At 69.6% G+C, this 23,308-nt stretch carries 20 protein-coding genes and 1 pseudogene; 6 read left to right on the top strand and 15 right to left on the bottom strand.

What is annotated here, in order from left to right; all coding sequences use genetic code 11:
- The first annotated feature begins 94 nt into the window (after window positions 1–94).
- Together U0R18_RS01130 and U0R18_RS01125 are read left to right on the top strand one after the other, a co-directional pair.
- Window positions 95–868 (top strand): DoxX family protein, encoded by a 774-nt coding sequence (locus tag U0R18_RS01130; protein WP_526365104.1) that lies wholly within the window; start codon window positions 95–97, stop codon window positions 866–868.
- Window positions 869–938: 70 nt separating this feature from the next.
- Window positions 939–1,514, top strand: coding sequence for an RDD family protein (locus U0R18_RS01125; protein WP_526365102.1), 576 nt, complete (start codon window positions 939–941; stop codon window positions 1,512–1,514).
- Between the two features lie 62 nt (window positions 1,515–1,576).
- On the opposite strand, the gene U0R18_RS01120 is transcribed toward U0R18_RS01125, so the two are convergent.
- Both U0R18_RS01120 and U0R18_RS01115 read right to left on the bottom strand, forming a co-directional pair.
- Window positions 1,577–2,983, bottom strand: coding sequence for a GntP family permease (locus U0R18_RS01120; protein WP_526365100.1), 1,407 nt, complete (start codon window positions 2,981–2,983; stop codon window positions 1,577–1,579).
- Window positions 2,983–3,480 carry a gluconokinase gene (locus U0R18_RS01115; protein ID WP_526365098.1) on the bottom strand — a complete coding sequence of 166 codons (498 nt, stop codon included), beginning with the start codon at window positions 3,478–3,480 and terminating at the stop codon, window positions 2,983–2,985. Before U0R18_RS01115 ends, U0R18_RS01120 begins: the two co-directional genes overlap by 1 nt.
- Before the next feature lie 92 nt (window positions 3,481–3,572).
- On the opposite strand from U0R18_RS01115, the gene U0R18_RS01110 reads away from it, so the two are divergent.
- Window positions 3,573–4,289, top strand: a complete 717-nt coding sequence (locus U0R18_RS01110; protein ID WP_526365096.1) for a FadR/GntR family transcriptional regulator — start codon at window positions 3,573–3,575, stop codon at window positions 4,287–4,289.
- Window positions 4,290–4,291: 2 nt separating this feature from the next.
- Here U0R18_RS01110 and U0R18_RS01105 read toward each other — a convergent pair whose 3' ends face one another.
- A complete protein-coding gene (locus U0R18_RS01105; RefSeq protein WP_526365094.1) occupies window positions 4,292–4,822 on the bottom strand; it encodes a DUF4333 domain-containing protein in 531 nt (176 codons plus the stop codon).
- A gap of 56 nt (window positions 4,823–4,878) precedes the next feature.
- Here U0R18_RS01105 and U0R18_RS01100 point away from each other — a divergent pair, with 56 nt between their 5' ends.
- Window positions 4,879–5,769 carry an SCO6745 family protein gene (locus U0R18_RS01100; protein WP_526365092.1) on the top strand — a complete coding sequence of 297 codons (891 nt, stop codon included), beginning with the start codon at window positions 4,879–4,881 and terminating at the stop codon, window positions 5,767–5,769.
- A 22-nt stretch (window positions 5,770–5,791) separates the two neighbouring features.
- Here the strand turns inward: U0R18_RS01100 and U0R18_RS01095 are convergent.
- The 3 genes and pseudogenes from U0R18_RS01095 to U0R18_RS01085 all read right to left on the bottom strand — a co-directional run bounded on the left by U0R18_RS01095 (window position 5,792) and on the right by U0R18_RS01085 (window position 11,428).
- Window positions 5,792–7,794, bottom strand: a pseudogene (locus U0R18_RS01095) (DUF7064 domain-containing protein).
- 108 nt (window positions 7,795–7,902) lie between these two features.
- A complete protein-coding gene (locus U0R18_RS01090) occupies window positions 7,903–9,840 on the bottom strand; it encodes a primary-amine oxidase (RefSeq protein WP_526365090.1) in 1,938 nt (645 codons plus the stop codon).
- Between the two features lie 46 nt (window positions 9,841–9,886).
- Window positions 9,887–11,428 carry a carboxylesterase/lipase family protein gene (locus U0R18_RS01085; protein WP_526365088.1) on the bottom strand — a complete coding sequence of 514 codons (1,542 nt, stop codon included), beginning with the start codon at window positions 11,426–11,428 and terminating at the stop codon, window positions 9,887–9,889.
- A 66-nt stretch (window positions 11,429–11,494) separates the two neighbouring features.
- Between U0R18_RS01085 and U0R18_RS01080 the strand changes: the two genes are divergently transcribed.
- Complete coding sequence (locus tag U0R18_RS01080; RefSeq protein ID WP_526365086.1) at window positions 11,495–12,205, top strand: hypothetical protein; 711 nt, start codon at window positions 11,495–11,497, stop codon at window positions 12,203–12,205.
- On the opposite strand, the gene U0R18_RS01075 is transcribed toward U0R18_RS01080, so the two are convergent.
- Window positions 12,206–13,303 (bottom strand): LLM class flavin-dependent oxidoreductase, encoded by a 1,098-nt coding sequence (locus U0R18_RS01075; protein WP_526365084.1) that lies wholly within the window; start codon window positions 13,301–13,303, stop codon window positions 12,206–12,208.
- Window positions 13,304–13,385: 82 nt separating this feature from the next.
- The gene (locus tag U0R18_RS01070) at window positions 13,386–13,721 is read right to left on the bottom strand and encodes a hypothetical protein (RefSeq protein ID WP_526365082.1); all 336 of its coding nucleotides are present in this window, start codon (window positions 13,719–13,721) and stop codon (window positions 13,386–13,388) included.
- A 138-nt stretch (window positions 13,722–13,859) separates the two neighbouring features.
- On the opposite strand from U0R18_RS01070, the gene U0R18_RS01065 reads away from it, so the two are divergent.
- The gene (locus U0R18_RS01065; protein WP_526365080.1) at window positions 13,860–14,198 is read left to right on the top strand and encodes an RNA polymerase-binding protein RbpA; all 339 of its coding nucleotides are present in this window, start codon (window positions 13,860–13,862) and stop codon (window positions 14,196–14,198) included.
- 82 nt (window positions 14,199–14,280) lie between these two features.
- Here the strand turns inward: U0R18_RS01065 and U0R18_RS01060 are convergent, their stop codons facing one another.
- The 7 genes from U0R18_RS01060 to cobN form a co-directional block, all read right to left on the bottom strand.
- Window positions 14,281–15,036 carry a polyprenol monophosphomannose synthase gene (locus tag U0R18_RS01060; protein ID WP_526365078.1) on the bottom strand — a complete coding sequence of 252 codons (756 nt, stop codon included), beginning with the start codon at window positions 15,034–15,036 and terminating at the stop codon, window positions 14,281–14,283.
- Window positions 15,033–16,688: an apolipoprotein N-acyltransferase gene (gene lnt, locus U0R18_RS01055; RefSeq protein ID WP_526365076.1), complete on the bottom strand. Its 1,656-nt coding sequence runs from the start codon at window positions 16,686–16,688 to the stop codon at window positions 15,033–15,035. Before lnt ends, U0R18_RS01060 begins: the two co-directional genes overlap by 4 nt.
- Window positions 16,681–18,270 carry an amidohydrolase gene (locus U0R18_RS01050; protein WP_526365074.1) on the bottom strand — a complete coding sequence of 530 codons (1,590 nt, stop codon included), beginning with the start codon at window positions 18,268–18,270 and terminating at the stop codon, window positions 16,681–16,683. Before U0R18_RS01050 ends, lnt begins: the two co-directional genes overlap by 8 nt.
- Before the next feature lie 44 nt (window positions 18,271–18,314).
- Window positions 18,315–18,788: an FxsA family protein gene (locus U0R18_RS01045; protein WP_526365072.1), complete on the bottom strand. Its 474-nt coding sequence runs from the start codon at window positions 18,786–18,788 to the stop codon at window positions 18,315–18,317.
- A 31-nt stretch (window positions 18,789–18,819) separates the two neighbouring features.
- Window positions 18,820–19,200 carry a PPOX class F420-dependent oxidoreductase gene (locus U0R18_RS01040; protein WP_526365070.1) on the bottom strand — a complete coding sequence of 127 codons (381 nt, stop codon included), beginning with the start codon at window positions 19,198–19,200 and terminating at the stop codon, window positions 18,820–18,822.
- Window positions 19,197–19,577 carry a PPOX class F420-dependent oxidoreductase gene (locus tag U0R18_RS01035; protein ID WP_526365068.1) on the bottom strand — a complete coding sequence of 127 codons (381 nt, stop codon included), beginning with the start codon at window positions 19,575–19,577 and terminating at the stop codon, window positions 19,197–19,199. The genes U0R18_RS01040 and U0R18_RS01035 overlap by 4 nt, the downstream gene beginning before the upstream one ends.
- Before the next feature lie 111 nt (window positions 19,578–19,688).
- Window positions 19,689–23,297: a cobaltochelatase subunit CobN gene (cobN, locus tag U0R18_RS01030; RefSeq protein ID WP_526365066.1), complete on the bottom strand. Its 3,609-nt coding sequence runs from the start codon at window positions 23,295–23,297 to the stop codon at window positions 19,689–19,691.
- Between the last annotated feature and the right edge of the window lie 11 nt (window positions 23,298–23,308).

The following is a 23,308-nucleotide window of genomic DNA, read 5'->3' as shown; positions in this document are numbered from 1 at the left end:
GCCATATGCATCCGATGGCCCCCGAAGCGCACAACGGTGCACGCTCGCGGATGTAGAGGTTTGTGAGCGCACCCGGACGGGAACTCGCCCGGACATGTTGCTACGCAGAGTCGCCCGTCCCATGCTGGCCGTCGCCTTCGTCGGCCAGGGCATCGATGCCCTCCGCAGCCCCAAACCCGCCGCCGACGCGGCCCGCCCCGCCCTCGAGGGATTGCAGAAGCTGCCCGACCCGGTCGGCTCGAGCGTTCCGGAGAATGCCGAGACGTTCGCGAAAGTGACTGCTGCCGTTCAGATCATCGGTGGTGCGCTGCTCGCCACGGGCCGCGTCCCACGCGTCGCCTCGGCCGCCCTGGCCGCGACGGTCATCCCGGCGAATCTGGGTGCCCGGATGTTCTGGAACGAAGCGGATCCCGAACGCAAGGCCGCCAAGCGGCGTGAGTTGCTCACCGACATCAGTCTGTTGGGCGGCCTGATCATCGCCTCCGCCGACACCGCCGGCAAACCGTCACTGGGTTGGCGCGGCCGGCAGGCCGCGGCGCGGTTGACCGACAGCGTCAGCTCCGCGCTACCCGCCGGACTCGGTGGCGCCGATGCCGACCACCTGGCCGAGCGGGTCGGCGCGCGCCTGCAGGAAGGCCTCACCGTCGGCGCTGAACGTGGCAAGGAGTTGGCCGCGGTGGCGGCCGAACGCGCCGAGCCGTTGTTCGAGGCCGCCCGCGAGCGCGGCGCGCACGCCGCCGAGCGGACGGTTCCGTTGCTCGAGGCGGCCCGCGACCGCGGCAGCGAACTCGCGCACTCGGCACTCGAGCAAGGCGACGAGCTGGCCGGCGAGGCCCGCAAACGGGTCCGGGCCTGGCGCCGCGGCTGAACGCGGGTGCACCACGCTCCCAGACGGTAGATTCGATCACGCACTATCCACCGTGATCAGGAGCGAACCGATGACAACGGGTGACTACCCACCGCCGGACCCCAACTTCCCACCGCCGCCGCCCGGCGGATACCCGCCGCCTCCACCGGGTTACGGCCCCCCGACCGGCTATCCGGTACCGCAGTACGGCCAGCCCGGCGGATACCCGCCGCCCCAGCCCGGTGCCGGTCAACCCGGCGGTCTGGGAGTGCGGTTCGCCGCCCGCGTGATCGACGGCATCCTGGTCGGCATCCTGTCCTTCCTGCTGGCCTTCTTCATCGACATGCAGACCAACATCATGGTGACCGGACTGTTCTCGGGCCTGCTGACGTTCATCTACTTCGTTGGACTCGAGGTCTCCCAAGGCGCCTCGCTGGGCAAGAAGATCCTCGGACTGTCGGTCCGGGGCGCCGGCGGGGCACCCCGGCCGGACTTCAAGCAGTCGGCCATCCGGAATTCGTTCACGCTGCTGCCGATCATCCCCTACGTGGGCGGGCTGCTGGCCTTCATCGCCTACGTGGTGATCGCGGTGACCATCAACGGCAGCCCCACCAAACAGGGCAAGCACGACGAGCTCGCCGGCGGGACGCAGGTCGTCAAGAGCTAGCTGCTGCACCAACCGACCGACGAAGGCCCCGAGAGTTTCTCGGGGCCTTCGCTTTTCGTGATCTAGACGAAGATGTCCAGGATCAGCACCACCGCCAGGCCGGTCACCGACAGTGCGGTCTCCATCAGCGACCACGTCTTGATGGTCTGACCGACGCTCATCCCGAAGTACTCCTTGACCAACCAGAACCCGGCATCGTTGACGTGGGAGAAGAACAGCGACCCGGCGCCGACGGCCAGCACCACCAGCGACACCTGCGGCGTGCTCAGGCCCTCGACCAGCCCCAGCACCAGGGACGACGCGGTGATGGTGGCCACCGTCGCCGACCCGGTGGCCAGCCGGATGAGCACCGCCAGCAGCCAGGCCAGCAACAGCACCGAGATGTTGACCTGCTTGGCCCATTCGGCGAGCATCGTGCCGATTCCGGTGTCCACCAACACCTGCTTGAATCCGCCGCCGGCCGCGACGATCATGATGATGCCCGCCACCGGGGGAAGTCCCGATTCGACCGCCGTCATGATCTCCGCGCGGGTCATCCCGGCGCCGCGGCCCAACGTGAACATGCCGACGATCACGGCCAGCAGCAGAGCGATCACCGGCGTGCCCAGGCTGTCGAAAACCTTTCGGAACCACTGGCTCTCGTCCTTGATACCGATGTCGACAATGGCCTTGCCCATCATCAGTACCACCGGCAGCAGCACCGCGAAGAGGGTCAGCCCGAACGACGGGCGACGGGGTCCGGCACCGTCGGTGTCGTCTCGGTCGCCGGTCGGCCGGTCGGCGTCGAACGTGTCCGGTGCGCCGACCACCACCCACCGGCCGGCCAGCTTGCCGAACAGCGGTCCGGCCACCACGATCGTCGGGATCGCCACCAGCACACCGAGACCGAGCGTCAGGCCCAGGTCGGCGTTGAGCAGTCCGACGGCGGTCAACGGGCCCGGATGCGGCGGCACGAACCCGTGCATCGCCGAGAGACCGGCCAGCGCCGGGATCCCGACCGTGACCAGTGACAGCCCCGATCGGCGGGCTACCAGGTAGATGACGGGCATCAACAGGACCAGGCCGATCTCGAAGAACATCGGCAGGCCGATGATCGATCCCACCAGCGCCATGGCCCACGGCAGCATCCGGGGGGACGCGTGCCCCACGATGGTGTCCACGATCTCGTCGGCCCCGCCGGAGTCGGCCAGGAGTTTGGCGAACATCGCGCCGAGTGCGATCAGGATGCCCACGCTGGCCGCGGTGGACCCGAAGCCGTCGGTGAAGGACTTCAGGACCGTGGTCAGGCCCTCACCCGCAACGAGCCCGACGGTCAACGCACCGAAGATCAGCCCGAGGAACGGATGCAGTTTGACCACCGTGATCAGCACGACGATCACCGCGATGCCGGCCAGGAACGCCAGGATCAACTGGGTTCCGGAGGCGATGGGTTCGGTGAGCTTCGGCGCGTCGGCCAGTATCGTGATCATCAGTTCTCCTGTCCGGTGCGCGAAACATAGTCATCCACAATGGAATCGACGGCCTGATCGACGTCGATCACCAGTCCGCCCTCGTCGGGGTCCAGCGGTTCGAGGGTGTCGAACTGGGACTGCAGCAGCGACGCCGGCATGAAGTGGCCCGGCCTGCTGGCCTGGCGCCGGCCGATGACTTCCGGCGTGCCGTACAGGTGCAGGAACTCCGTCTGCGGGGCGTGCCGGCGCAGTTGGTCGCGGTAGGCGCGCTTGAGCGCCGAACAGCTCATCACCCCGCCCTCGGGATGGGTGGCCAGCCACTGGCCGATGCGTTCGAGCCACGGGTAGCGGTCGTCGTCGTCGAGCGGATGCCCGGCCGACATCTTGGCGATGTTGGCGGCCGGGTGAAAGTCGTCGGCGTCGGCGAACGGGACCCGCAGCCGTTGCGCCAGCGCGGCGCCGACGGTCGACTTACCCGAACCGGACACGCCCATGACGACGATCGGGACGGCCATCACTTCTCCCCACTGGTATGCGCTGGATCACACCTTTCGGCGTCAATAGTCATATTATTGCCACACTGCCGACCTAATGACAAGATGTATCCGTGAGTCGGGAGGCAATCGTCGGTGAGTTGCACGCAACGGTCGTCGATTCGTTGGGCGCGGACGTGGCTTCGGGACGCCTGCCGGCCGGTCATGTCCTGACGCTCGATGGCCTCGGCGCGCAGTACCGGGTGTCTCGCAGCGTCGCGCGCGAGGCGGTCCGTGTGCTCGAGTCGATGGGCATGGTCGCCTCCCGGCGCCGGGTCGGGATCACCGTCCAACCCGCCACCAAGTGGAACGTCTTCGATCCGCGGTTGATCCGGTGGCGGCTGGACTCGGCCGATCGTCAGGCGCAGCTGGCATCGCTGTCGGAGTTGCGGCGCGGCTTCGAACCCGCCGCCGCGGCGTTGGCCGCACGCCGGGCCGACCCACACCAGTGCCGCATCATGGCGGCGGCCGTCTCCGACATGGAGGTGCATGGCCGCACCGGCGATCTCGATTCATATCTGTTGGCCGACAAGATCTTTCATCGCACCATGCTCGAGGCCAGCGGCAACGAGATGTTCCGCGCCCTCAACGACGTGGTGGCCGAGGTGCTCACCGGACGGACCCATCACGGGATGATGCCGCAGCGGCCCAATCCCGCCGCGATCGCACTGCACGACGAGGTCGCCCGGGCAATTCGGATGCGCAATGAGGACGCCGCCGAGCGGGCCATGCGCGCGATCATCGACGAGGCAGGATCCGCTGTCGCAGAAGGACTTCCGGACCCGCAGTAGGCTCAGGCCTTGTTGATCTGGAAATTCATCAGCAGACCGTTGACCTCGGTCACGTCGACGGTGGTCTCCAGCGTCTCACCGCCACCCTCGACGGTGCACTTCGTCTTGTTGCCCACCACACCTTCGAGCCCGCCCTCACAGGTGACGGTGTCGGCGGCGATGCCGTTCTGCTTGACCAGCATGCTGACCTGCTTCTGCAGCTGATCCTGATTGAGCGCCGGAGTCATCTCGTAGTTGACGGTGGTGCCCTCGACCTTGGTCGTCTTCACGATCGGTTCGATCGCGTTGGTGTCCGACAGCACGACCTCGCACCGGGTGATCTTGTCGACCTCGCCGACCAGATCCTCCGCGCACGTCACCGACTTGGGTGGCTGACCCGCCTTGGTCAGCCGGTCGGTGATGTCCTTCTGCAGATCGGCCTTGGCGACCACGGGCGGCCCCGAGCCCAGCGAAGCACTGAAGTGGCACCCGGAGACCGCCGCACCGATCACGGCGGCCGCGGCCAGACCCGAACAGACCCCGATTCTGCTCATCAATGCCCTCCCTGGGACGTCTTGTCGCAGAACCTAACACTGATTTACTGCAGGGCATGACCCGAACGCCCGAACTGGCCCGCCGCTTCTTCGACCGCTTCGAACCGGTGCACGCCGTGACCTACTTCGCACCGGAGGCGCTGGGCGCCCTGGAGGACCTCGGCTACCGCGGCCTGGGCACCGGCTACTTCGCGGCGCGTTCGGCGCCGCTGGGCCCCGTGCCCGCCGCGGTGGTGACCGCGCTGTTCTACAACTTCTCCCCCGCCCAGGTGGCCCGGTATCTCCCCGCGGCCTGGTCCGTCGCGCCGCCGGCCGATGCACTGCGGGCCCGGCTGGCCGGCGCGGCGGCGGCCCTGCGGCGCATGGGAGTGGGCGCCGACCGGGCGGCGGTCATTACGGCAGCGACCCTGTGCTCCAAGGCGGTCGCCGGCCTGGGCGTGGACGGTCGGCCCCTGTTCGCCGCCAACACCGCACTGCCGTGGCCCGAGGATCCGGTCGAAAAGCTCTGGCACGCAACCACTCTCCTGCGCGAACATCGCGGTGACGGACACATCGCGGCGCTGGTGGCCGCCGGCATCTCCGGCCGGCAGGCCAACGTGCTGCACTGGGCGGCCGGCGCGGTTCCGCTGGAATTCATCAAGCGCAGCCGGGCCTACGACGACGCCGAGTGGCACCGGTGCGTCGAAAGCCTCTGTGCGCGCAGCCTGCTCACCGCCGACGGCACCCTGACCGACGCCGGGCACGAGCTGAAGTCGGACCTCGAGGCGACGACCGATCGGGCGGCGTTACCCGCCCTCGAGGCGCTCGACGACGACGAGGTGGAGGCATTGTTCGCGGCCCTGACGCCGATCACCCGGCAGGTGGTGGCCGGCGGCGACGTGCCGGCCGGAACGCCGATGGGCCTGCGCCGGGACGAACTCGACGACGACAGCGCGCATCTGCGCTGAACTCGCGGGGCCTCACGGGGCTTCAGGGGGCCAGGTTGCGGTTCCATTCCATCCAGCCGGTACCGGTGCGCCCGTCGGCGGTCCGCACCGACATCCAGGCCCGCGGGAACTCGGCGATCCGCCCGTCGTCGGCCACCAGCCGGACCGGCGCGTGCGCCACGACCTCGGTGTCCACCCGCAGATCGCCCGGTTGCAGCACCAGCTCGGTGCTGATCGGTAAACCGTTGGGCCCAAAGGCTTCCCGGGCCTCGATGGTCGTCAGCTCGACCAGCTCGTCGCCCGCGCGCTGGACGTAGCCGACGCCGATGTGCGGTGCGCCGGGAATGCGGATGTCGACGGCGTGCAGATGGGTTCCGTCGTCGAGGTGCAGCGCGAACCACACCCAGTCCATCGCCCACCAGTCCCGGACACCCCAGGAGTGGTCCCGCTGCCCGGCGGCCGCGGCGATCGGGTGGGCGACGCCGTCGATGACGACGGTTCCGCCGACGGTGCAGGGGATTTCATAGCGGGTGACCAGCTGGTACCGATACGGCTCACCGGCGGTGTCCCAGACGAGGTCCAGCGACACCTCCGCCGACCGGCTCGCCCCACCCGCGAGGGCCGCCGCCGGGTCGTCGTACACCCGGGCCCGTCCGGTCGCCGCCACCCGGTAGGACCTCGCCGGCTCCTGCGCCTGCAGGTCCAGGCCGATCCCGTCGGTGCGCACCCGAGCCGGGTCCGCCGGCAACACGGCGTGAAAGTCGTTGAGGGCCAACGTCGGCAGACCCGGCCCGCACAGCAGGACGTTGACCCACGCGCGGTCCTCGTTCGGGTACAGCCCGAGGCGGATCCAGCCGCCCAGGCCCGCGGCGGTGTCAGCGAAGTCGAAGTACCAGCTCTCGTTCCACAGCGCTTCCTCCGACGGCAGGTGTGGACCCTCGTCGTGTGCAACCGAATCGGACGCCACGCTCACGCGAGCACCGCCAGGGCGTCGGTGTCGAGCACCTGGGCGCAGTTGCGATCGAGCATCGTCAGGAACATCCGGTCGCCGCGTTCGGTGCGCTCGACCACCATCGACGCGATGATCGTCATCGTCACTCCCATGAAGCTGCCGCGCCGCACGCCCTCGCGGACATCGACGGGGTGCAGCGGGCACTGCGGACCCAAGGCGCCGTGGTAGGCGGTCACCAGGTCCTCGAAGTGCGCCCGGCGCATCTCGGTGGGCAGCGCGCAACCCAGGAAGTACGCGAGGTCGGTCATGGCCGGGCCCCAGGTGACCGTCTGCCAGTCGACGATGGTCAGCGGGCGTTCGGCCCCCGGCTCCCCGAACAGCATGTTGTCCAACCGGTAGTCGCCGTGCACCAGCCCGGTGGGGCGGCGGCCCTCGGATTCGGTGGCCATGAACGCGTCGAACGATTCGACCCAGCGTTCGCAGACGTTCTTCTGGTCGTCGGTCATCGTCGGCCCGTAGCGATCGAGGAACCCGGTGTACAGGGCGGCGATGAGGTCCTGGCTGACGGGTGCCCCCTGATTGAGCCAGGGCGCGGCGGCCAGGTCGGGATCGCCGAGCAACGGCCCCTGCACGCGGCCCAGTTCGGTGACCGCGAGCAGGGCCTGCTCGATGCTCGCGCCCCGAATCTCGTCACCCTGGCGCGCCGGTGCCGCATCGTCGAGCAACAGGTCGAAGACGCCGGTCGCCGGGTCGAACGCGGTGTGGTGACAGGCGGCGATCGGTCCGCTCAGGCGGGGGGCGATATCGGTGTAGAACCGGACCTCCTTCTCGTAGAGGCCCATCGCCAGCCCGGTCTGCCGGCTGGTCGGATCGGCGGCGGCGACCTTGAGCACGACCGACGCCGGACCAGCCCCCGAACCGGCGCAGTCGTCCCGGTCGTACTGCAGTGTCACGCGGTAGCACTCGCTCATCTGGCCGGTGCCGATCCGCTCGGTCTCGAACGCCGTCACCGGCGCGGATCTCAGTGTTTCGGTCAGCCACTCGGCCGTCAGATCCCCAGGGGTCTCGATTCGCACCAGAACAACGTATGACACCTGTCAATGACGCCGGCGCCGCAGCGAGGGTGCACAAGAGTCCGCGAGGGTGCGGTGTGTCGCGGGATGACGCGCACACTCGCGGGAAAAGGCCCGCCGGCCCGAGCCTCAGTGGCAGTGCGTCGGGGGCGTGGGTTCGACGTCCAGACTCGGGTTGCGGTCGAAGAAGCCGAACGGCTTGAGCCAGAACGACACCACGTCGGCGGGCATGATCGGCCAGTCCTCCGGGCGGGTGATGTGGTGGATGCCGAACACGTACCACAGCACCACGTCGGTGTTCTCGATCGAGCGGTTCGCCCGGGTCCACGCGGCCAGGCCGTGATCGGCCGCCGACTGGTTGACGAATTCGCCTGCGGGCCAACGTTCCTCGGGACTGTTGGGCGTTACCCACAGCGTGTGCCCGATGACCGTGGCCCGCTGGAACACCTCCGAGGCCGGATCGAACATCGCCGGGAACGCCCCGCCGGGAACCAGCTTGTAGGCCGGGTGGGTGCCCAGGCCGTTGACGACGTTGGTGTTCACCACCTTCCAGCCGCGCTGGGTGGCGAAGTCCATGTCCTGCATGCCTTCCCGCTCGGTGCGCAGGGGCGTGTTGCGCTGCACCAGCGCCAGGCCGTACGGATTGTCCGGCCCGATCGGTTCGGCATGGGTCTCGCTACAGAAGACGGTGTTGTCGGTGCCGTCGACGTCGAGGTCCAACCGGGCCACCAGGAAGTGCTGGTGGAACGGCGCGTAGGTGCGCTCGTCGATCAGGGTCCCGGTGGTCGGCGTCGGCCCCTCGGCGAATGGGGTGGTCACCATGATCCCGGTGGCGCGCACCTCGCACTCGATGTTGCCGTCCTGATAGAACCGCCAGTAGGTCAGGTATTCGTAGTTGGCGACGGTGACGTGGAACGACACCGTCAGGCGGCGCATCCGCCGGGTCTCGGCCCCGTCGTGGTGATCGACGTGCTTCCACAGCACGGCGTTGTCCTCCTCGTGGATGCACACCGCGTTCGGGATCTCGTACGGCTCCCCCCTGCTGTTGTGCAGCGTCGCGTCCAGATAGCGGATCTCACCGAGGCAGTCGCACCCCAGCGTCAGCGACGTCGTCATGAAGCCCAGGCCCCACTCGCCGATGTCGAAGGCGGTCCGGCGGTAGTGATCGGTCGACGAGTCGCGGTAGGGCACCATCATCTCGGCCAGCGAAATGCGGTGCGCCACCGAACGTTCCCGGTCGCCGTCCTGGTAGCGGATCTGGTGCAGCGTCATCCCCTCGCGGTGGTTGAATCCGACGCGCAGGCTCCAGTTCTGCCACCGCAACAGGTTGCCGTCGAGGGTGAACGACGGCCCGTTCGGCTGGGTGATCTCCAGCGGCTGCAACGGTTCACGCCGCCCGGCGGCGCGGACGGCCGCGGGCATCCGGTCGGGCAGGTACTCGGCCATGACGGACGGGCGCGTCGCCGTGCCGTCCGCGAACGGGCCGGTGTCCTCGATGCGCAGCAGTTCCATCGAGTTCAGGTCGATCACACAGTGCAGCCCGCTGATCTGGTTGGCGTACGCGTTGCCGCCGGCCACGTTGCGCAGCCAGATGTCCGACCAGCCCAGCCGGCGGTCGCGGAACTCCGGCGGCGTCACGGCCGCGCCGTAGGTCCAGGTGTCCACCAGAACCAGGTCCAGGTCGGTGATTCCGCGCCGGGCGAGCGCCGCGAGGAAGTCGGGGTGGGCCCGCACCATCGCGTCGCACTCGGTGAATTCGTCGACGGTGAAGTTCGGCTGGACGCCCGGCACGTGCTCGAAGGACTCGATCCGGTCGCCGCTGAGCGACACCACGCTGCGGTAGGTGGCGTTGTTGGCGCGGTCCAGGCACAGCGCGATGGCCCGTCGCGCCGGCCGCGGGCCACCCGCCTCGAACGCCGCCAGTTCCGCCTTTGTCGGTTCGGCCATTTCGATGCCAGTGATCCGCCAGGAGCCCGGTGTGGTCGTCACGTCACGGTCGCGCCGCAGAATGGCGGTGACCGCCGAGAACTCCGCCGCCGACAGGGGATCCAGTGGATGCTCGCTCATGCGCTACATCCTCTGCTGAAACCTCCAGCGCGGGGGACGGATCCGCTTAGTTGGTGAATGCGGTCCAGGCGTCGCGCCGCGCCGAGTGCGGATCGATCTCGACCCGGGTCCGCCGGTCGAACACCAGCACCGCGCGCTCGTCGGCGGTGTACATCGGCCAGTCGGCACCGGGTGCGCCCGTGCGGGCGAACTCGCGCCAGTGCGTCTGCACGTTGCGGCTGACCCGCCGCGCCGACTTGCGGTCACCGGCCAGGGTCAGTGCCGCGCCCACCCGGGTCTCGAACACGTCGAACACCGCGAACAGTTCGGTCGCGTGGGTGGCGCCCAGGCCCGACCAGTGCAGCGGGCGGGGCGCGTAGTCGTACCGGTACACGTACGTCGGCAGGTGCGGGCCGGGTGCCGCTGCCCTAGCCTCGACCACCTCCCAGAGTGACGAGGCGAAGGTGAAGTCGCCGCCGATGCGCACGCACGCCTTGGGCGCCGGATAGTCCGGGTACGCCTCGATGATGCGGTCGCGGGTGGCCGCGCCGGATCCGGCCAGCAGCGCCTCGATCCGATTCTCGGTGGTGGGCAGCAGCGGCAGGACCCGGGTGAACAGGCGGCCCTCGTCGGCGTTGTTGCCGATGATCAACGGCACCGGGTGCGCGCTGCCGGACCGCATCGCCTCCCGGGGGTGCTGCGGCAGGATGTCGTCCTCGACCCCGTCGTGGGTGCCGTAGGCGGGCCCGACCGCGAAGGCGCCGTAGGTGTTCAGGGTGGGTACCGCCGCCAGCGCGTCGACCGCGTTGACCAACTCGGCCGGGGTCGCGGCCATCAACGCGTGCGCGGCGTCGGCCGGGCGCGCGCCGAGCAGCGCGGCGAACTTCTCGGCGATGATCGCCGCCACCTCACGTGACCGGGTCATCCCGGCCGGCGGGCTCTCGGCGATGGCCTGGCGGAACAGGCCCTTGGCGGCCGGGACCGCGAGCAGGCTGACCACCGCGCCCGCGCCCGCGCTCTCGCCGAACACGGTGACGTTGTCCGGGTCACCACCGAAGGCGGCGATGTTGTCGCGCACCCACTGCAGCGCCAGCACGATGTCGCGCAGGTACAGATTCGAGTCGATCGGGTGCTCCGCGGTCCCCAGCGACGACAGGTCCAGGCAGCCCAGGGCGCCCAGGCGGTAGTTCATCGACACGAGGATGGAACCGCGGCGGGCCATGGACGCGCCGTCGTAGATCCGGGTGGCCGAACTGCCCAGGATCAGGGCGCCGCCGTGGATGAAGACCATCACCGGCAGCGGTCCGCCGTCGGCGTGCTCACCGGGGTGCTCGGGCGCGGTGATATTGAGCGTCAGGCAGTCCTCGCTGGTCGGCTGGTAGCGGCCCAGGCCGACGGCGGTGTACATCCGCTGCTGCGGGGCGCACGCGGCGAAGGCGTGGCAGTGCCGGACCCCGGACCACGGCCGTACCGGCTGCGGCGCCCGAAGGCGCAGCGGACCCACCGGGGCCTCGGCATACGGGATGGATCGCCAGCGGTTCACGCCGTCGCGGGTGAAGCCCTCGACGACGCCGGACCGGGTGGTGACGCGGACGATGCGTTCGTGCATACCCACGACGGTATCGAACAGGTGTCAATAATGCCCGGACGGTTCCATCACAGCTAACGTGGCGGCATGCGGACTGCCGTGCTGATCACCGCCGCGGTGCTGCTCACCGGAGGCGTCTCGGCGTGTTCCTCGGCCCCCACCAGCCAGCCGACGCTGACACCGATCACCCCCCGGATCGGCACGGCGTCGCCGTCGCCCACCGCCCGGACACCGCCGACCTCCACGAAGACGTCGCCGGTACCCGTCCCGACCGTCGCCCCCACCGGAGCCACCCCGATCGAGTCGGCCATGGCGTGGGTGGAGGCCGGTAAGCCCGCCGACGCGACCGCATTTCACACCGCGACCCGCGACGACGTCGCGACACAACTCGGCTCCGACGTCGCGTTCGTCACACCCACCGGTACCACCCAGTGCATGACGGACGAGAAGGCCGACGGTGCGCTGGCCTGCCTGGTCGACCTGCGGCACCCACCCACCGAACCGTCCGACGCCTACGGGCACTGGATCGGCGGCTGGGCCGACTTCGACGGCTCCACCCTGAGCGTGGGTTCCACGCACGCCGACCCGGGCCGGTTCGCCGCCGGCAAGGGGGCCGAGCTCCCCTACGGCACGTCGCTGCGGTTCGGCGACTTCCAGTGCCGCTCGGACGCCGACGGGCTGTTCTGCGTGAACTTCGCGCACCAGTCCGGGGTGAAGTTCGCCGACAGCGGCGTGGAACCGCTCGGCTGCCTGAAGATGGTCGACGCGCCCGATCTGGGGCTGAAGTTCAGCTGTTGATCAGGCCGCCAGTACGCCCTTGGCGCGCAGGATCGGCAACACGCCCTCGGCGAACCAGTAGGCCTCCTCGAGATGCGGGTAGCCCGACAGGATGAACTCGTCGAAGCCCAGGGAGTGGTACTCCCAGATCAGGTTCGCCACCTCCTGGTGGCTGCCCACCAGCGCGGTGCCCGCACCGCCACGCACCAGCCCGACACCGGCCCACAGGTTGGGGTAGATCTCGAGGCGGTCGATCCGGCCACCGTGCAGCGCGGTCATCCGGCGTTGCCCCTCGGACTCCGAACTGCTGTGCAGCACAGTCGCTCTGGCGATCTGATCCGGTGTCAGCTGGTTGACCAATTCGTCGGCCACCGCCCACGCGGCCTCCGAGGTGTCCCGGGTGATGGTGTGCAGACGGATCCCGAACCGGACCTGCCGGCCACGGGCTTCGGCCAGTGCGCGGACCTCGGCGATCTTGGCCGCCGCGTCCGCGGGCGGTTCCCCCCAGGTCAGATACACGTCGACGTGTTCGGCGGCGATCGGCAGGGCCGCGGCCGACGAGCCCCCGAAGTAGATCTGCGGCAACGGGTTCGGCGGTTCGGACACCCGCGCGTCCTTGACCGTGTAATGCGCGCCGCTGAAGTCGACGGACTCCTCACGCCAGACCCGGTTGACGATCTCGAGGAATTCCGCGGTCCGCGAATACCGTTCGTCGTGCGACAGCCAGTCACCGAAGCGCTGCTGTTCCAGATCGTCGCCGCCGCTGACGATATTGAGCAGCACTCGGCCCTCGGAAAACCGCTGCAGCGTGGCCGTCTGCTGCGCGGCGAGCGTCGGGGGTACCAGACCCGGGCGGAACGCGACCAGGAACTTCAACCGCTCGGTCTCGGCCAGCAGCGCCGAGGCGGTCAGCCACGCGTCCTCACACCACGTCCCGGTCGGCGTGAGGACTCCTTCGAAGCCCAATCGGTCTGCGGCACGGGCGATCTCGGCCAGATAGCGGCGAGTGGGCGCCCGATACCCGTCCGGGATCGTGTGATGCGCGGACGCGTGGGAGGCGCCGACGATGGAACGGCTGTCGCCGTTGGTGGGCAGGAACCAGAAGAACTTGGCGGACACCTGGCCGACGCTAGGCAGAGCGCCGGGCCGCGGGAACGGTTTGGTTCGCGGTGACGCGAATACGCGGTCCCGGCGCGCGCGGTCAGCGCCAGCCGTCGGCCGCCTTGACCGCCGCCAGCAGGGCGTCGCACAGGCCGCGCAGTTCGTCCGCATCGGCACCTTCGGCCACCGCGGTCGAGACGTCCTCGGCCGCGCACCGGACCTGATAGACCCGATCGGACAATTCGGCGGCCTCGGCCGGGGTGAGCACCACCGAATCCGGCGGCACGGAACTGCCCTTGACCATCGCCCGCTGCTCGTAGGCCCGCTGGCGGCAGGACTGCCGGCAGTACTGGCGGCGCCGGCCGATCCCGGCGTCGACCTCACTGAGGTCCCGGCCGCACCACCGGCAGGCCGCGGGACGGGTTCGACGGGCCACGAATGCCCACCCTAACGGGGGTTGCGGCCGGTGCCGTGGATCGGCGGTATCCTGGGAGTATCTGTGTCCGGGAACTGTGCGGCCGCGCGCTGCGTTGACGAACCCGGATGAACGCGCGGGAAGAGGGAGTGTTCGACAATGGCTGATCGTGTGCTGAGGGGCAGTCGTCTCGGAGCAGTGAGTTACGAGACCGACCGCAACCACGACCTGGCGCCGCGGCAGCTGGCGCGCTACCGCACCGAGAACGGCGAGGAGTTCGAGGTTCCGTTCGCCGACGACGCCGAGATTCCCGGCACCTGGCTGTGCCGCAACGGCCTCGAGGGCACCCTCATCGAGGGTGATCTGCCCGAACCAAAGAAGGTCAAGCCGCCGCGCACCCACTGGGACATGCTGCTCGAGCGCCGTTCCGTCGAAGAGCTCGAGGAGCTGCTCAAGGAGCGCATGGAGATCATCAAGACCAAGCGCCGCGGAAGCTGACTTGTCGACCTGTTCAGCGGCCTCTGCGAAAGTTACTCGAACAACGTCGCAGTCAGCGCTGAACAGATCGCAATAACGTCGATCAGCGGACGATGCCGCGGGCCCGGTCCAGCCGGCTGCCGATCCCCCACTGCGCGACCTTCGCCATCGCCTCGCGGATGTTCGAACCGCTCATCTTCGACACGCCCAGTTCACGTTCGGTGAAGGTGATGGGCACCTCGACCACCTTGAACCCGTTGTTGATGGCCCGCCAGGTCAGGTCGATCTGGAAGCAGTAGCCCTTGGAGTCCACCGCGGCCAGGTCGATCTTCTCCAGCACCTCGCGACGGTAGGCCCGGTAGCCCGCGGTGATGTCGTGGATGTCGACGCCCAGCAGCACGCGTGAATACGTGTTGGCCGTCTTCGACAGCGCGAGCCGCCGCCACGGCCAGTTACGGACCGTCCCGCCCTCGACATACCGCGAGCCGATCGCCACGTCGGCACCGGCGTCCACCGCATCCAGCAGGCGGTAGAGCTGTTCGGGCGCATGGCTGCCGTCGGCGTCCATCTCCACCAGCACCGAGTACTGCCGGCCCAGGCCCCACGCGAATCCGGCCAGGTAGGCGGCACCGAGGCCGTCCTTGGCGTCGCGGTGCATGACGTGCACGCGGTCGGGATCGGCCAGGGCGAGCTCGTCAGCGAGCTTCCCGGTGCCGTCGGGGCTGCCGTCGTCGACGACCAGGATGTGCACGTCGGGGCGCGCCTTGTGCACCCGCGCGACGATCAGCGGCAGGTTCTCGATCTCGTTGTACGTCGGGATGATGACCAGGGCCCGATCGCTGGGGTGCTGCCCCATCATGTACTGCTCCTCGTGTTGACCTCGTCGCTCCCATCGGCGTTGTCCGCCGGCCGGGGCCGACGGCGACGAGTGGGACGCACGAACCCTCCATTGTGCATGACACCGGCGATTACAGCGAAGACCGCTGCTCCGATCAGCACATATTGGAGCAGCGGCGCCCATCCGGTGGCAACGGTCTGCGAGGTCTTCAGCCGGATCTGCTGATCCAGGAACACCGAGGTGAAGAACGACGTCCGGGCCACTTCCCGGCCGTCGGGGGCGATGACGGCGCTGATGCCGGTGGTTCCGGCCACCACGACGTACCGATCGTGCTCGACGGCCCGGACCCGCGCGAACGCCAGTTGCTGCTCGCTCATGGTCGCGTCGAAGGTGGCGTTGTTGGTGGGGACGGCCAGCACCTGGGCGCCATTGCGGACCGCGGAGCGGGCCGCGCGGTCGAAGATGACCTCCCAGCAGGTGGTCACCCCGATCGGCACGCCGGCCGCATGGACCACCCCGGTGCCGGTGCCCGGAACGAAATACCCGGCGCGGTCGGCCCACGGGGACAGCTTGCGGAAGAACCCGCGCCACGGCAGGTACTCCCCGAACGGCTGCACGATCTGCTTGTCGTGCCGCTCCCCCGGACCCGTCTGCGGATCCCAGACGATGATCGAGTTCGTGGCGCTCGGCTGCTCCGGAGTCGCGTCGGCGGTGGCGACGACGCCCCCGACCAGGATCGGGGCGCCGATCGCGCGCGCGGCGGTCTGGATGCGTTCCCGGGCGTCGGCGTTGGCCAACGGATCGATGTCCGAGGAGTTCTCCGGCCAGATGACGAACTGCGGCTGCTGGGCGCGGCCCGCATGCACCTCATCGGCCAGGCGCAGCGTCTCGTCGACATGGTTGTCCAGTACGGCGCGCCGCTGGGCGTTGAAGTCCAGCCCCAGCCGGGGCACGTTGCCCTGCACGACGGCGACGGTCACCGTGGTGTCGTTGCCGGCGCCCGCACCGGACCGGTGCACCTGCGGATGCGCCAGCGCGGCGCTCAACAGCACCACCGCGATGACGACGCCTGGGCCGACCACCGCCGGCGGATGCGTGTGCCGATCGGGTCCGAGGCGCCACCAGCGCACCGACTCCTGGACCAACGCGGTCAGGGCGAAGGCGAGCAGCGCGACCGCCAACGACAGCAGTGGCGCTCCGCCCCACTGCGCCACTGGCAGCAACGGACCATTGGCCTGACTGAAACCTGCTATACCCCAAGGGAATCCGCCGAATGGCACCGAACTCTTGAGCCATTCCTGGGCCACCCACAGCAGCGCGAACCAGACGGGCCAACCGGGCAGCCCGCGAACCACCACCGCCAGCCACCCGAACAGGGCGGGGAACAGTGCGCACATCACGCACAGCGCCAGCCATGGCGGCACCCCGACGAACCCGCTGACCCACGGCAGCAACGGCAGGTAGAACGCCAGCCCGAAGAGCAGGCCGTAGCCGAAGCCGCCCGCGGCCGTGGTCGACGGCCGGCGCAGCACCCCGGCCAGGAGGGCCAGCGCCGGGATCGGCGCCCACCACCACGCCAGCGGTGCGAAACCGGCGGACATCAACAGCCCCGCGGCGACGGCGGCGGTGACGCTGGCGAGCCGCGGCAGCCGCCGCACCAGCGCGTCACGCATGGAGTTCCCCGAACAGGGTCACGCCGCGGTGCACCGTCTGCAGGCAGCGCGGTGAGGCGGCGCCGTCGTCCAGGCGCGGCAGCGCGGGCACCCGGGACCGCGGATCGGTGGACCACCGCTGGACACCGTCGTCGACGGGCGCGCTGACCTCGAGATCATCGGCGTCCCAGACGGCATACGAGGCCGCGGCACCCGGCGCCAGGGTGCCGGTGCTGCCGTCGCGGATTCCGGCGGCCCGCCAGGCGCCGCGGGTGGCCGCCGAGAACGCCGCCCGCGCCGAGATCGCGCTGCCCGGTGTCCGATGGTTCACCGCGGCCCGCACGGTGCCCCACGGGTCCAGGTCGGTCACCGGGCTGTCCGACCCGAACGCCAGCGGAACACCGTGGGATGCCAAGAGCGCCAACGGGTTCAGCCGTTCGGCCCGATCGGCGCCGAGGCGTTGCGCGTACATTCCGGTCCGACCACCCCAGAGTGCGTCGAAGTTGGGCTGCATGCTGGCGATGACCCCCCATGATCCGAGTTCGGCCGCCTGCTCGGCGTCCACCATCTCCACGTGTTCGAGCCGGTGCCCGCAGCGGGCCACCGCCGGGATGCCGTGCCGCTCGACGACCCGCCGCAGCGCCTCGACCACGGCGCCGACGGCGGCGTCGCCGATGACGTGAAAGCCGGCGGGTATCCGCGCCTCGGTGCACGCCGACAGGTGCGCCTCGATGGCCTCGTCGTCCAGGTAGCGATTGCCGCAGCAGCCGGAGAGGTCCGAGTACGGCTCGCGCAGCCAGGCGGTGTGGGAACCCAGGGCACCGTCGGCGAACAGGTCGCCGGCCAGACCGTGAGCACCGGTCTCGGCGACGAGGGCCCGTGCTTCTTCCGCGGTGCCGACCGTTTCGCCCCAGTAGCCGGTGACCTCCACGCCGTGCTCGGTGCTCAGCAGTTCGGCCCAGTCGTCCCGGCCACCGATGACCGGCCCGCCGCACTCGTGTACCGCCACCACGCCGGCGGCCGCGAACGCATCCAGTGCGGCGACGCGGGCTTCGGCGCGCTGGGCTGCACTCAGGCGGGCCCGGGCCTCGGTTCGGGCGGCGTGGTGGGCGTCGGCCGCCAGCGGCCCGCTCCCGTCCAGGCCTCCCAGCAGATCGCGTAACGCGGTCGACGCCAACGCGGAGTGCATGTCGATCCGGACCAGATACGCCGCCCGTCGACCGATAACGGCGTCGAGTTCGGCCGTGGTCGGCAAGGTGGCGTCGGCCCACTGGGTCTCGTCCCAACCGTGACCCCAGATGATGCCGTCCGGCTGGGCATTCGCGTGGGCGGCCAGCAGGTCGAGGAATTGCCGCTTGGACCGGGCCGACCGCAGATCGAGGCCGGTGCGCAGCAACCCGGTGGCGGTGGTGTGGACGTGGCTGTCGACGAACGCCGGCGCCACGAACGCGCCGTCGAGGTTCACCGGTTGCGCGTCGGGGAACTGCGCACGGACGACCTCATCGCTGCCCAGAAAGGCGACCACGCCGTCGCGGACGGCCATCGCGGTCGCATCGGGGTGCGTCGGGCTGTGGATGCGCCCGCCGAACAGAACCGTCGTCACCGGAGAAACCTAGCGCGTGACGGGGACGTCGACGCCGCAGGCCGTTAGTCGGGCCGGGACCGCAGCGCAGGCAGGTCGCCGGCCGGATCGTCGTGCACGTCGATGACCTCGCCGTCGATGTACGCCGGCCGGGGCATGACGAAGCCCGCCCGATTCGCCAGGGAGCGCCCGGCCAGGCCGACGGCCAGTGGGCGCAGTGCCGAGCGACTGGGCGGCAGCAGCAGCAACAGTCCCGCGAGGCTGGTGACCAGGCCGGGGACGATCATCAGCACGCTGCCGATCGCCACCAGGGCGCCGTCGGTGATCCGGACGCCCGGATCCCGGGCGCCGCGCAGGTCACGCTGCAGGACCGCCATCTGCCCCTTGATCTGGGAACCCGCGAGCAACAGCCCCAGCAGCAGCGCCGCGGCCAGCAGCATGACGGTCCAGCCGAAGCCGATCGTGGCCACCAGGGCCACGATCACCGCCATCTCGACGACGGCGTACAGCACGAAGAACCAGCGGATGCGCATGCCCATCCAACGCCTCAGCGGCGCTCGGGGTTCCTGGTCAGGCGGGAACGACCTCGATGGCACTGTGCACCTTGTCGATGCCGCCGCGCAGGATCGAGTGCGGAACGAACCACCAGGCATGCCACCAGTACCGCTTGACGACGGCGTCGTACACCGGACGGGTGTCCGAGTGCGGCAGGTTGCGGGCCACCGCCTCGACGGGCTCACCCAGCGGCTTGCCGAGCGCGCCGCAGCGCTGGATGGTCACCCGCGGCGTGTTGCGGATCCGCTTGGTCTTCCACGAACCGTCGTCGGTGATGATCCTGAGGGTGTCGCCCTCGGGGGCGCCCCACACCGGGGTCGGCTTGGGCCGGCCATCCTTGGTGAACGTGGTCAGGAGCAGGTACTTGGACTTGGCCACCTCGTTGAATGTGGTCACGACACCGCCTTGAGTTCGAGCGCGACGTTGTTCTTCATTCCACCGCGCAGTTTCGAGAAGAAGTTGAATGTCTTGCCGATTACCCCGTACCGGCGGCCTATAGCGTCGTAGGCGTCCTTCGTCCGTGAGGTATTGATCACACCGGTGGCCTCGACGGCCTCGCTCTTGACATTGCCCCGCATATCGCACGTGGCGATGGTGACGCGCGGGGTGTTGCGGATCCGCTTCACCTTCCAGGAGCTGGCCTGGGTGATGACGATCAGCCCGTCACCGTCGGGTGCCGCCCAGATGGCGGTCGGCTTGGGCCGGCCGTCCTTGGTGAAGGTGGTCAACAGGATGTACTCGGAGCCGGCGATGTCATCGAAGGTCAGGGCCATGCCGCCCACGGTAACGGTCCAGTGGCACATCGCACCGCGGCGAGCGTCCGCCTTTGTACGGGTCGGCACGGCGTGTCGCGTACAGACGCGGACGTTCGCGGGGGGGTTGGGTCAGGCCTCGAGGTCGCCTTCGGTCTCGAGCAGCACCTGGCGCAGGCCCGCGATGGTGTCCGGCGCCGGTTCGGCCCACATGCCGCGTTCGGCGGCCTCGAGCAACCGCTCGGCCATGCCGTGCAGGGCCCACGGGTTGGACTCCGACATGAACTTGCGGTTCTCCGGATCCAGCACGTAGGACTCGGTCAACTGCTCGTACATCCAGTCGGCCATCACGTGCGCGGTGGCGTCGTAGCCGAAGAGGTAGTCGACGGTGGCGGCCATCTCGAAGGCGCCCTTGTAGCCGTGCCGGCGCATCGCGGTCATCCAGCGCGGGTTGACCACCCGCGCCCGGAACACCCGCGTGGTCTCCTCGGACAGTGTGCGGGTCCGCACCGCGTCCGGCCGGGTGTTGTCGCCGATGTAGGCGGCCGGATCCTGGCCGGTCAGTGCGCGCACCGTGGCGACCATGCCGCCGTGGTACTGGAAGTAATCGTCGGAGTCGGCGATGTCATGTTCGCGGGTGTCGGTGTTCTTGGCCGCCACCGCGATCCTGCGGTACGCCCGGTTCATCTCGTCGGTCGCCGGTGCGCCGTCCAGGCCACGACCGTACGCGAACCCGCCCCACGCGGTGTACACCGCGGCCAGGTCGTTGTCGTCGCGCCAGTTGCGCGAATCGATGAGCTGCAGCAGTCCCGCCCCGTAGGTGCCCGGCTTGGAGCCGAAAATCCTTGTGGTCGACCGCCTCTGGTCACCATGCTCGGCGAGGTCGGCCTGCGCGTGGGCCCGTACGTAGTTCTGGTCGGCCGGTTCATCGAGGCCGGCCACCAGGCGGACCGCATCGTCGAGCATGGTGACCACGTGCGGGAAGGCGTCCCGGAAGAAGCCGGAGATCCGCACGGTCACGTCGATGCGCGGCCGGGCCAGTTCGGCCAGCGCGATGGGTTCGAGATCGACCACCCGCCGCGACGCATCGTCCCAGATCGGCCGGACACCAAGCAGCGCAAGCACTTCGGCGATGTCATCGCCGGCGGTTCGCATCGCTGAGGTGCCCCACACCGACAGGCCGACCGATTCGGGCCACCGGCCGTGGTCGTCGCGGTAGCGGGCCAGCAGCGAATCCGCCATCGCCGCACCGGTTTCCCAGGCCAGCTTCGACGGCACGGCCTTGGGGTCGACGGAGTAGAAGTTGCGACCGGTGGGCAGCACGTTGACCAGACCGCGCAGCGGCGAACCCGACGGCCCCGCCGCGATGAAGCGGCCGTCCAGTGCGCGCAGCACCTGGTGGATCTCGGCGGAGGTGCCGGCCAGTCGCGGGACCACCTCGGTGGCAGCGAACCGCAGCACCGTGGCCACCGCGGGGTTGTCGGTCAGACCGTCGACGACGGCCGGATCCCAGCCGCCGGCCTGCAGGGCGCCGACGAGCTCGCGGGCCCGTCCCTCGGCGGCATCGACGGAGTCGCGGGCGTCGCTGCCGTCCTCGGCCAGGCCGAGCGCCTGCCGCAGCCCCGGCACCGACTGTTCACCGCCGAAGAGCTGCCGGGCCCGCAGGATCGACAGCACCAGGTCCAATTCGGTTTCCCCGGTTGGATTTCGGCCCAGGATGTGCAGGCCGTCGCGGATCTGGACGTCCTTGATCTCGCAGAGCCACCCGTCGACGTGCAGCAGCATGTCGTCGAACACGTCCTCCTCGGGCCGGTCGGCCAGGCCCAGGTCATGGTCCATCTTGGCCGCCCGCATCAGTGTCCAGATCTGCTGGCGGATGGCCGGCAGCTTGCCGGGGTCCAGCGCCGAGATGGTCGAGTGCTCGTCGAGCAGTTGTTCCAGCCGGGCGATGTCGCCGTAGGTCTCTGCGCGCGCCATCGGCGGGATCAGGTGATCGACCAGCACGGCGTGCGCACGCCGCTTGGCCTGGGTGCCCTCGCCGGGATCGTTGACCAGGAACGGGTAGATCAGCGGCAGATCGCCCAGGGCCGCATCGGATCCGCTGTCCGCGGACATGCCCAGCATCTTGCCGGGCAGCCACTCCAGGTTGCCATGCTTGCCGATGTGCACCACGGCGTCGGCGGCAAAACCGTTGGGGAAAGACCGATCCAGCCAGCGGTACGCCGCCAGGTAGTGGTGACTCGGCGGCAGATCCGGGTCGTGGTAGATGGCCACCGGGTTCTCGCCGAATCCGCGGGGCGGCTGCACCAGCAGCACCACATTGCCGGATTGTATTGCGGCGATGACGATCTCGCCGTCGGGATCGCGGCTGCGGTCGACGAACAGCTCGCCGGGCGGCGGCCCCCAGTGCGCCACGACGGCGTCGGCCAGTTCGGCGGGCAGGGTGGCGAACCAGGCCCGGTAGTCGGCGGCGGCCACCCGGATCGGGTTGTGCTCGAACGCATCCTGGCTGAGCCAGTCGGCGTCCTGGCCGCCGCGCTCGATCAGGGCGTGCACCAGGGCGTCACCATCTTCGGCGTCGACGCCGGGGATGTCCCCGATGACGTAGCCGGCGTCGCGCATCGCCCGCAACAGGGCCACCGCGCTGGCGGGGGTGTCCAGGCCGACAGCGTTGCCGATCCGGGCGTGCTTGGTGGGATACGCCGAGAAGACCAGCGCCACCTTCTTGTCCGCCGGTGCGATATGGCGCAGCCGGGCATGACGGACGGCCAGGCCGGCCACCCGCGCGCACCGTTCCGGATCCGCGACATAGGCGATCAGGCCCTCGTCGTCGATCTCCTTGAACGAGAACGGGACCGTGACGATCCGGCCGTCGAATTCGGGCACCGCCACCTGGGTGGCCACATCCAGCGGCGACAGACCCTCGTCGTTATCCGCCCACTGCGCGCGTGATGACGTCAGACACAGGCCCTGCAGGATCGGAACATCAAGGGCGGCAAGGTGTTCGACGTTCCAGGCATCGTCATCACCGCCGGCCGATGCCGACGCCGGCCGCGCTCCCCCGGCCGCCAGCACCGTCACCACCATCGCATCGGCGGACCGCAGCCGGTCCAGCAGCTCGGGTTCGGCGGTGCGCAGCGACGCGCAGTACAGCGGCACCGGGCGCCCGCCCGCGGCCTCGATCGCCACGCACAGCGCGTCGACGTAGGCGGTGTTGCCGGCCAGATGCTGTGCGCGGTAGTACAACACCGCCACCGTCGGGGTCGAGTCCGCCGCGTCGGCGCCCCCGGTCGGCCTGTCGAGTTCACCCCACGTCGGGATACTGACCGGCGGCTCGAACCCGACACCGGTCATCAGGACCGTGTCGGACAGGAACGCATGCAGATTCACCACATTCTCCGTGCCGCCCTGGGCCAGGTACACGTGTGCCTGTACGGCGATGCCCGCGGGCACCGTCGAACGTTCGGTCAGGTCGGCGTCGGGGGCCTGTTCCCCGCTGACCACCACGGTCGGCACCCCGCTGGCCAGGACCGCGTCGATGCCGTCCTGCCAGGAGCGGTAGCCGCCCAGGATCCGCACCACCGCCACGTCGGCGCCGTCGAGCAGCGCCGCCAGCTCGCCGTCCAGATCGTGGCCGAGCAGCCGCGACGGGTTGGCCCACCGGTAGTTCGCGCCGCTGGCGCGGGCAGTGATGAGGTCGGTATCCGACGTGGACAGCAGCAGCACGGTGGGCTCGGGCACGTGTTCATTCG

Source organism: Mycobacterium sp., assembly GCF_046330795.1.
GTDB lineage: Bacteria > Actinomycetota > Actinomycetes > Mycobacteriales > Mycobacteriaceae > Mycobacterium.
Note: the sequence above shows the minus strand (reverse complement) of the source record. Positions and strands in the feature narration are given on the sequence as shown.

Excerpts from the sequence above, each read along its gene's own strand:
- lnt (WP_526365076.1), bottom strand. The coding sequence starts at position 16,688 with ATGCGTGACGCGCTGGTGCGGCGGCTGCCGCGGCTCGCCAGCGTCACC.
- U0R18_RS01120 (WP_526365100.1), bottom strand. The coding sequence starts at position 2,983 with ATGATCACGATACTGGCCGACGCGCCGAAGCTCACCGAACCCATCGCC.
- U0R18_RS01045 (WP_526365072.1), bottom strand. The coding sequence starts at position 18,788 with ATGGGCATGCGCATCCGCTGGTTCTTCGTGCTGTACGCCGTCGTCGAG.
- U0R18_RS01085 (WP_526365088.1), bottom strand. The coding sequence starts at position 11,428 with ATGCACGAACGCATCGTCCGCGTCACCACCCGGTCCGGCGTCGTCGAG.
- U0R18_RS01090 (WP_526365090.1), bottom strand. The coding sequence starts at position 9,840 with ATGAGCGAGCATCCACTGGATCCCCTGTCGGCGGCGGAGTTCTCGGCG.
- U0R18_RS01100 (WP_526365092.1), top strand. The coding sequence starts at position 4,879 with ATGACCCGAACGCCCGAACTGGCCCGCCGCTTCTTCGACCGCTTCGAA.
- U0R18_RS01080 (WP_526365086.1), top strand. The coding sequence starts at position 11,495 with ATGCGGACTGCCGTGCTGATCACCGCCGCGGTGCTGCTCACCGGAGGC.
- U0R18_RS01105 (WP_526365094.1), bottom strand. The coding sequence starts at position 4,822 with ATGAGCAGAATCGGGGTCTGTTCGGGTCTGGCCGCGGCCGCCGTGATC.
- U0R18_RS01130 (WP_526365104.1), top strand. The coding sequence starts at position 95 with ATGTTGCTACGCAGAGTCGCCCGTCCCATGCTGGCCGTCGCCTTCGTC.
- U0R18_RS01065 (WP_526365080.1), top strand. The coding sequence starts at position 13,860 with ATGGCTGATCGTGTGCTGAGGGGCAGTCGTCTCGGAGCAGTGAGTTAC.
- U0R18_RS01115 (WP_526365098.1), bottom strand. The coding sequence starts at position 3,480 with ATGGCCGTCCCGATCGTCGTCATGGGCGTGTCCGGTTCGGGTAAGTCG.
- U0R18_RS01060 (WP_526365078.1), bottom strand. The coding sequence starts at position 15,036 with ATGATGGGGCAGCACCCCAGCGATCGGGCCCTGGTCATCATCCCGACG.
- U0R18_RS01125 (WP_526365102.1), top strand. The coding sequence starts at position 939 with ATGACAACGGGTGACTACCCACCGCCGGACCCCAACTTCCCACCGCCG.
- U0R18_RS01035 (WP_526365068.1), bottom strand. The coding sequence starts at position 19,577 with ATGGCCCTGACCTTCGATGACATCGCCGGCTCCGAGTACATCCTGTTG.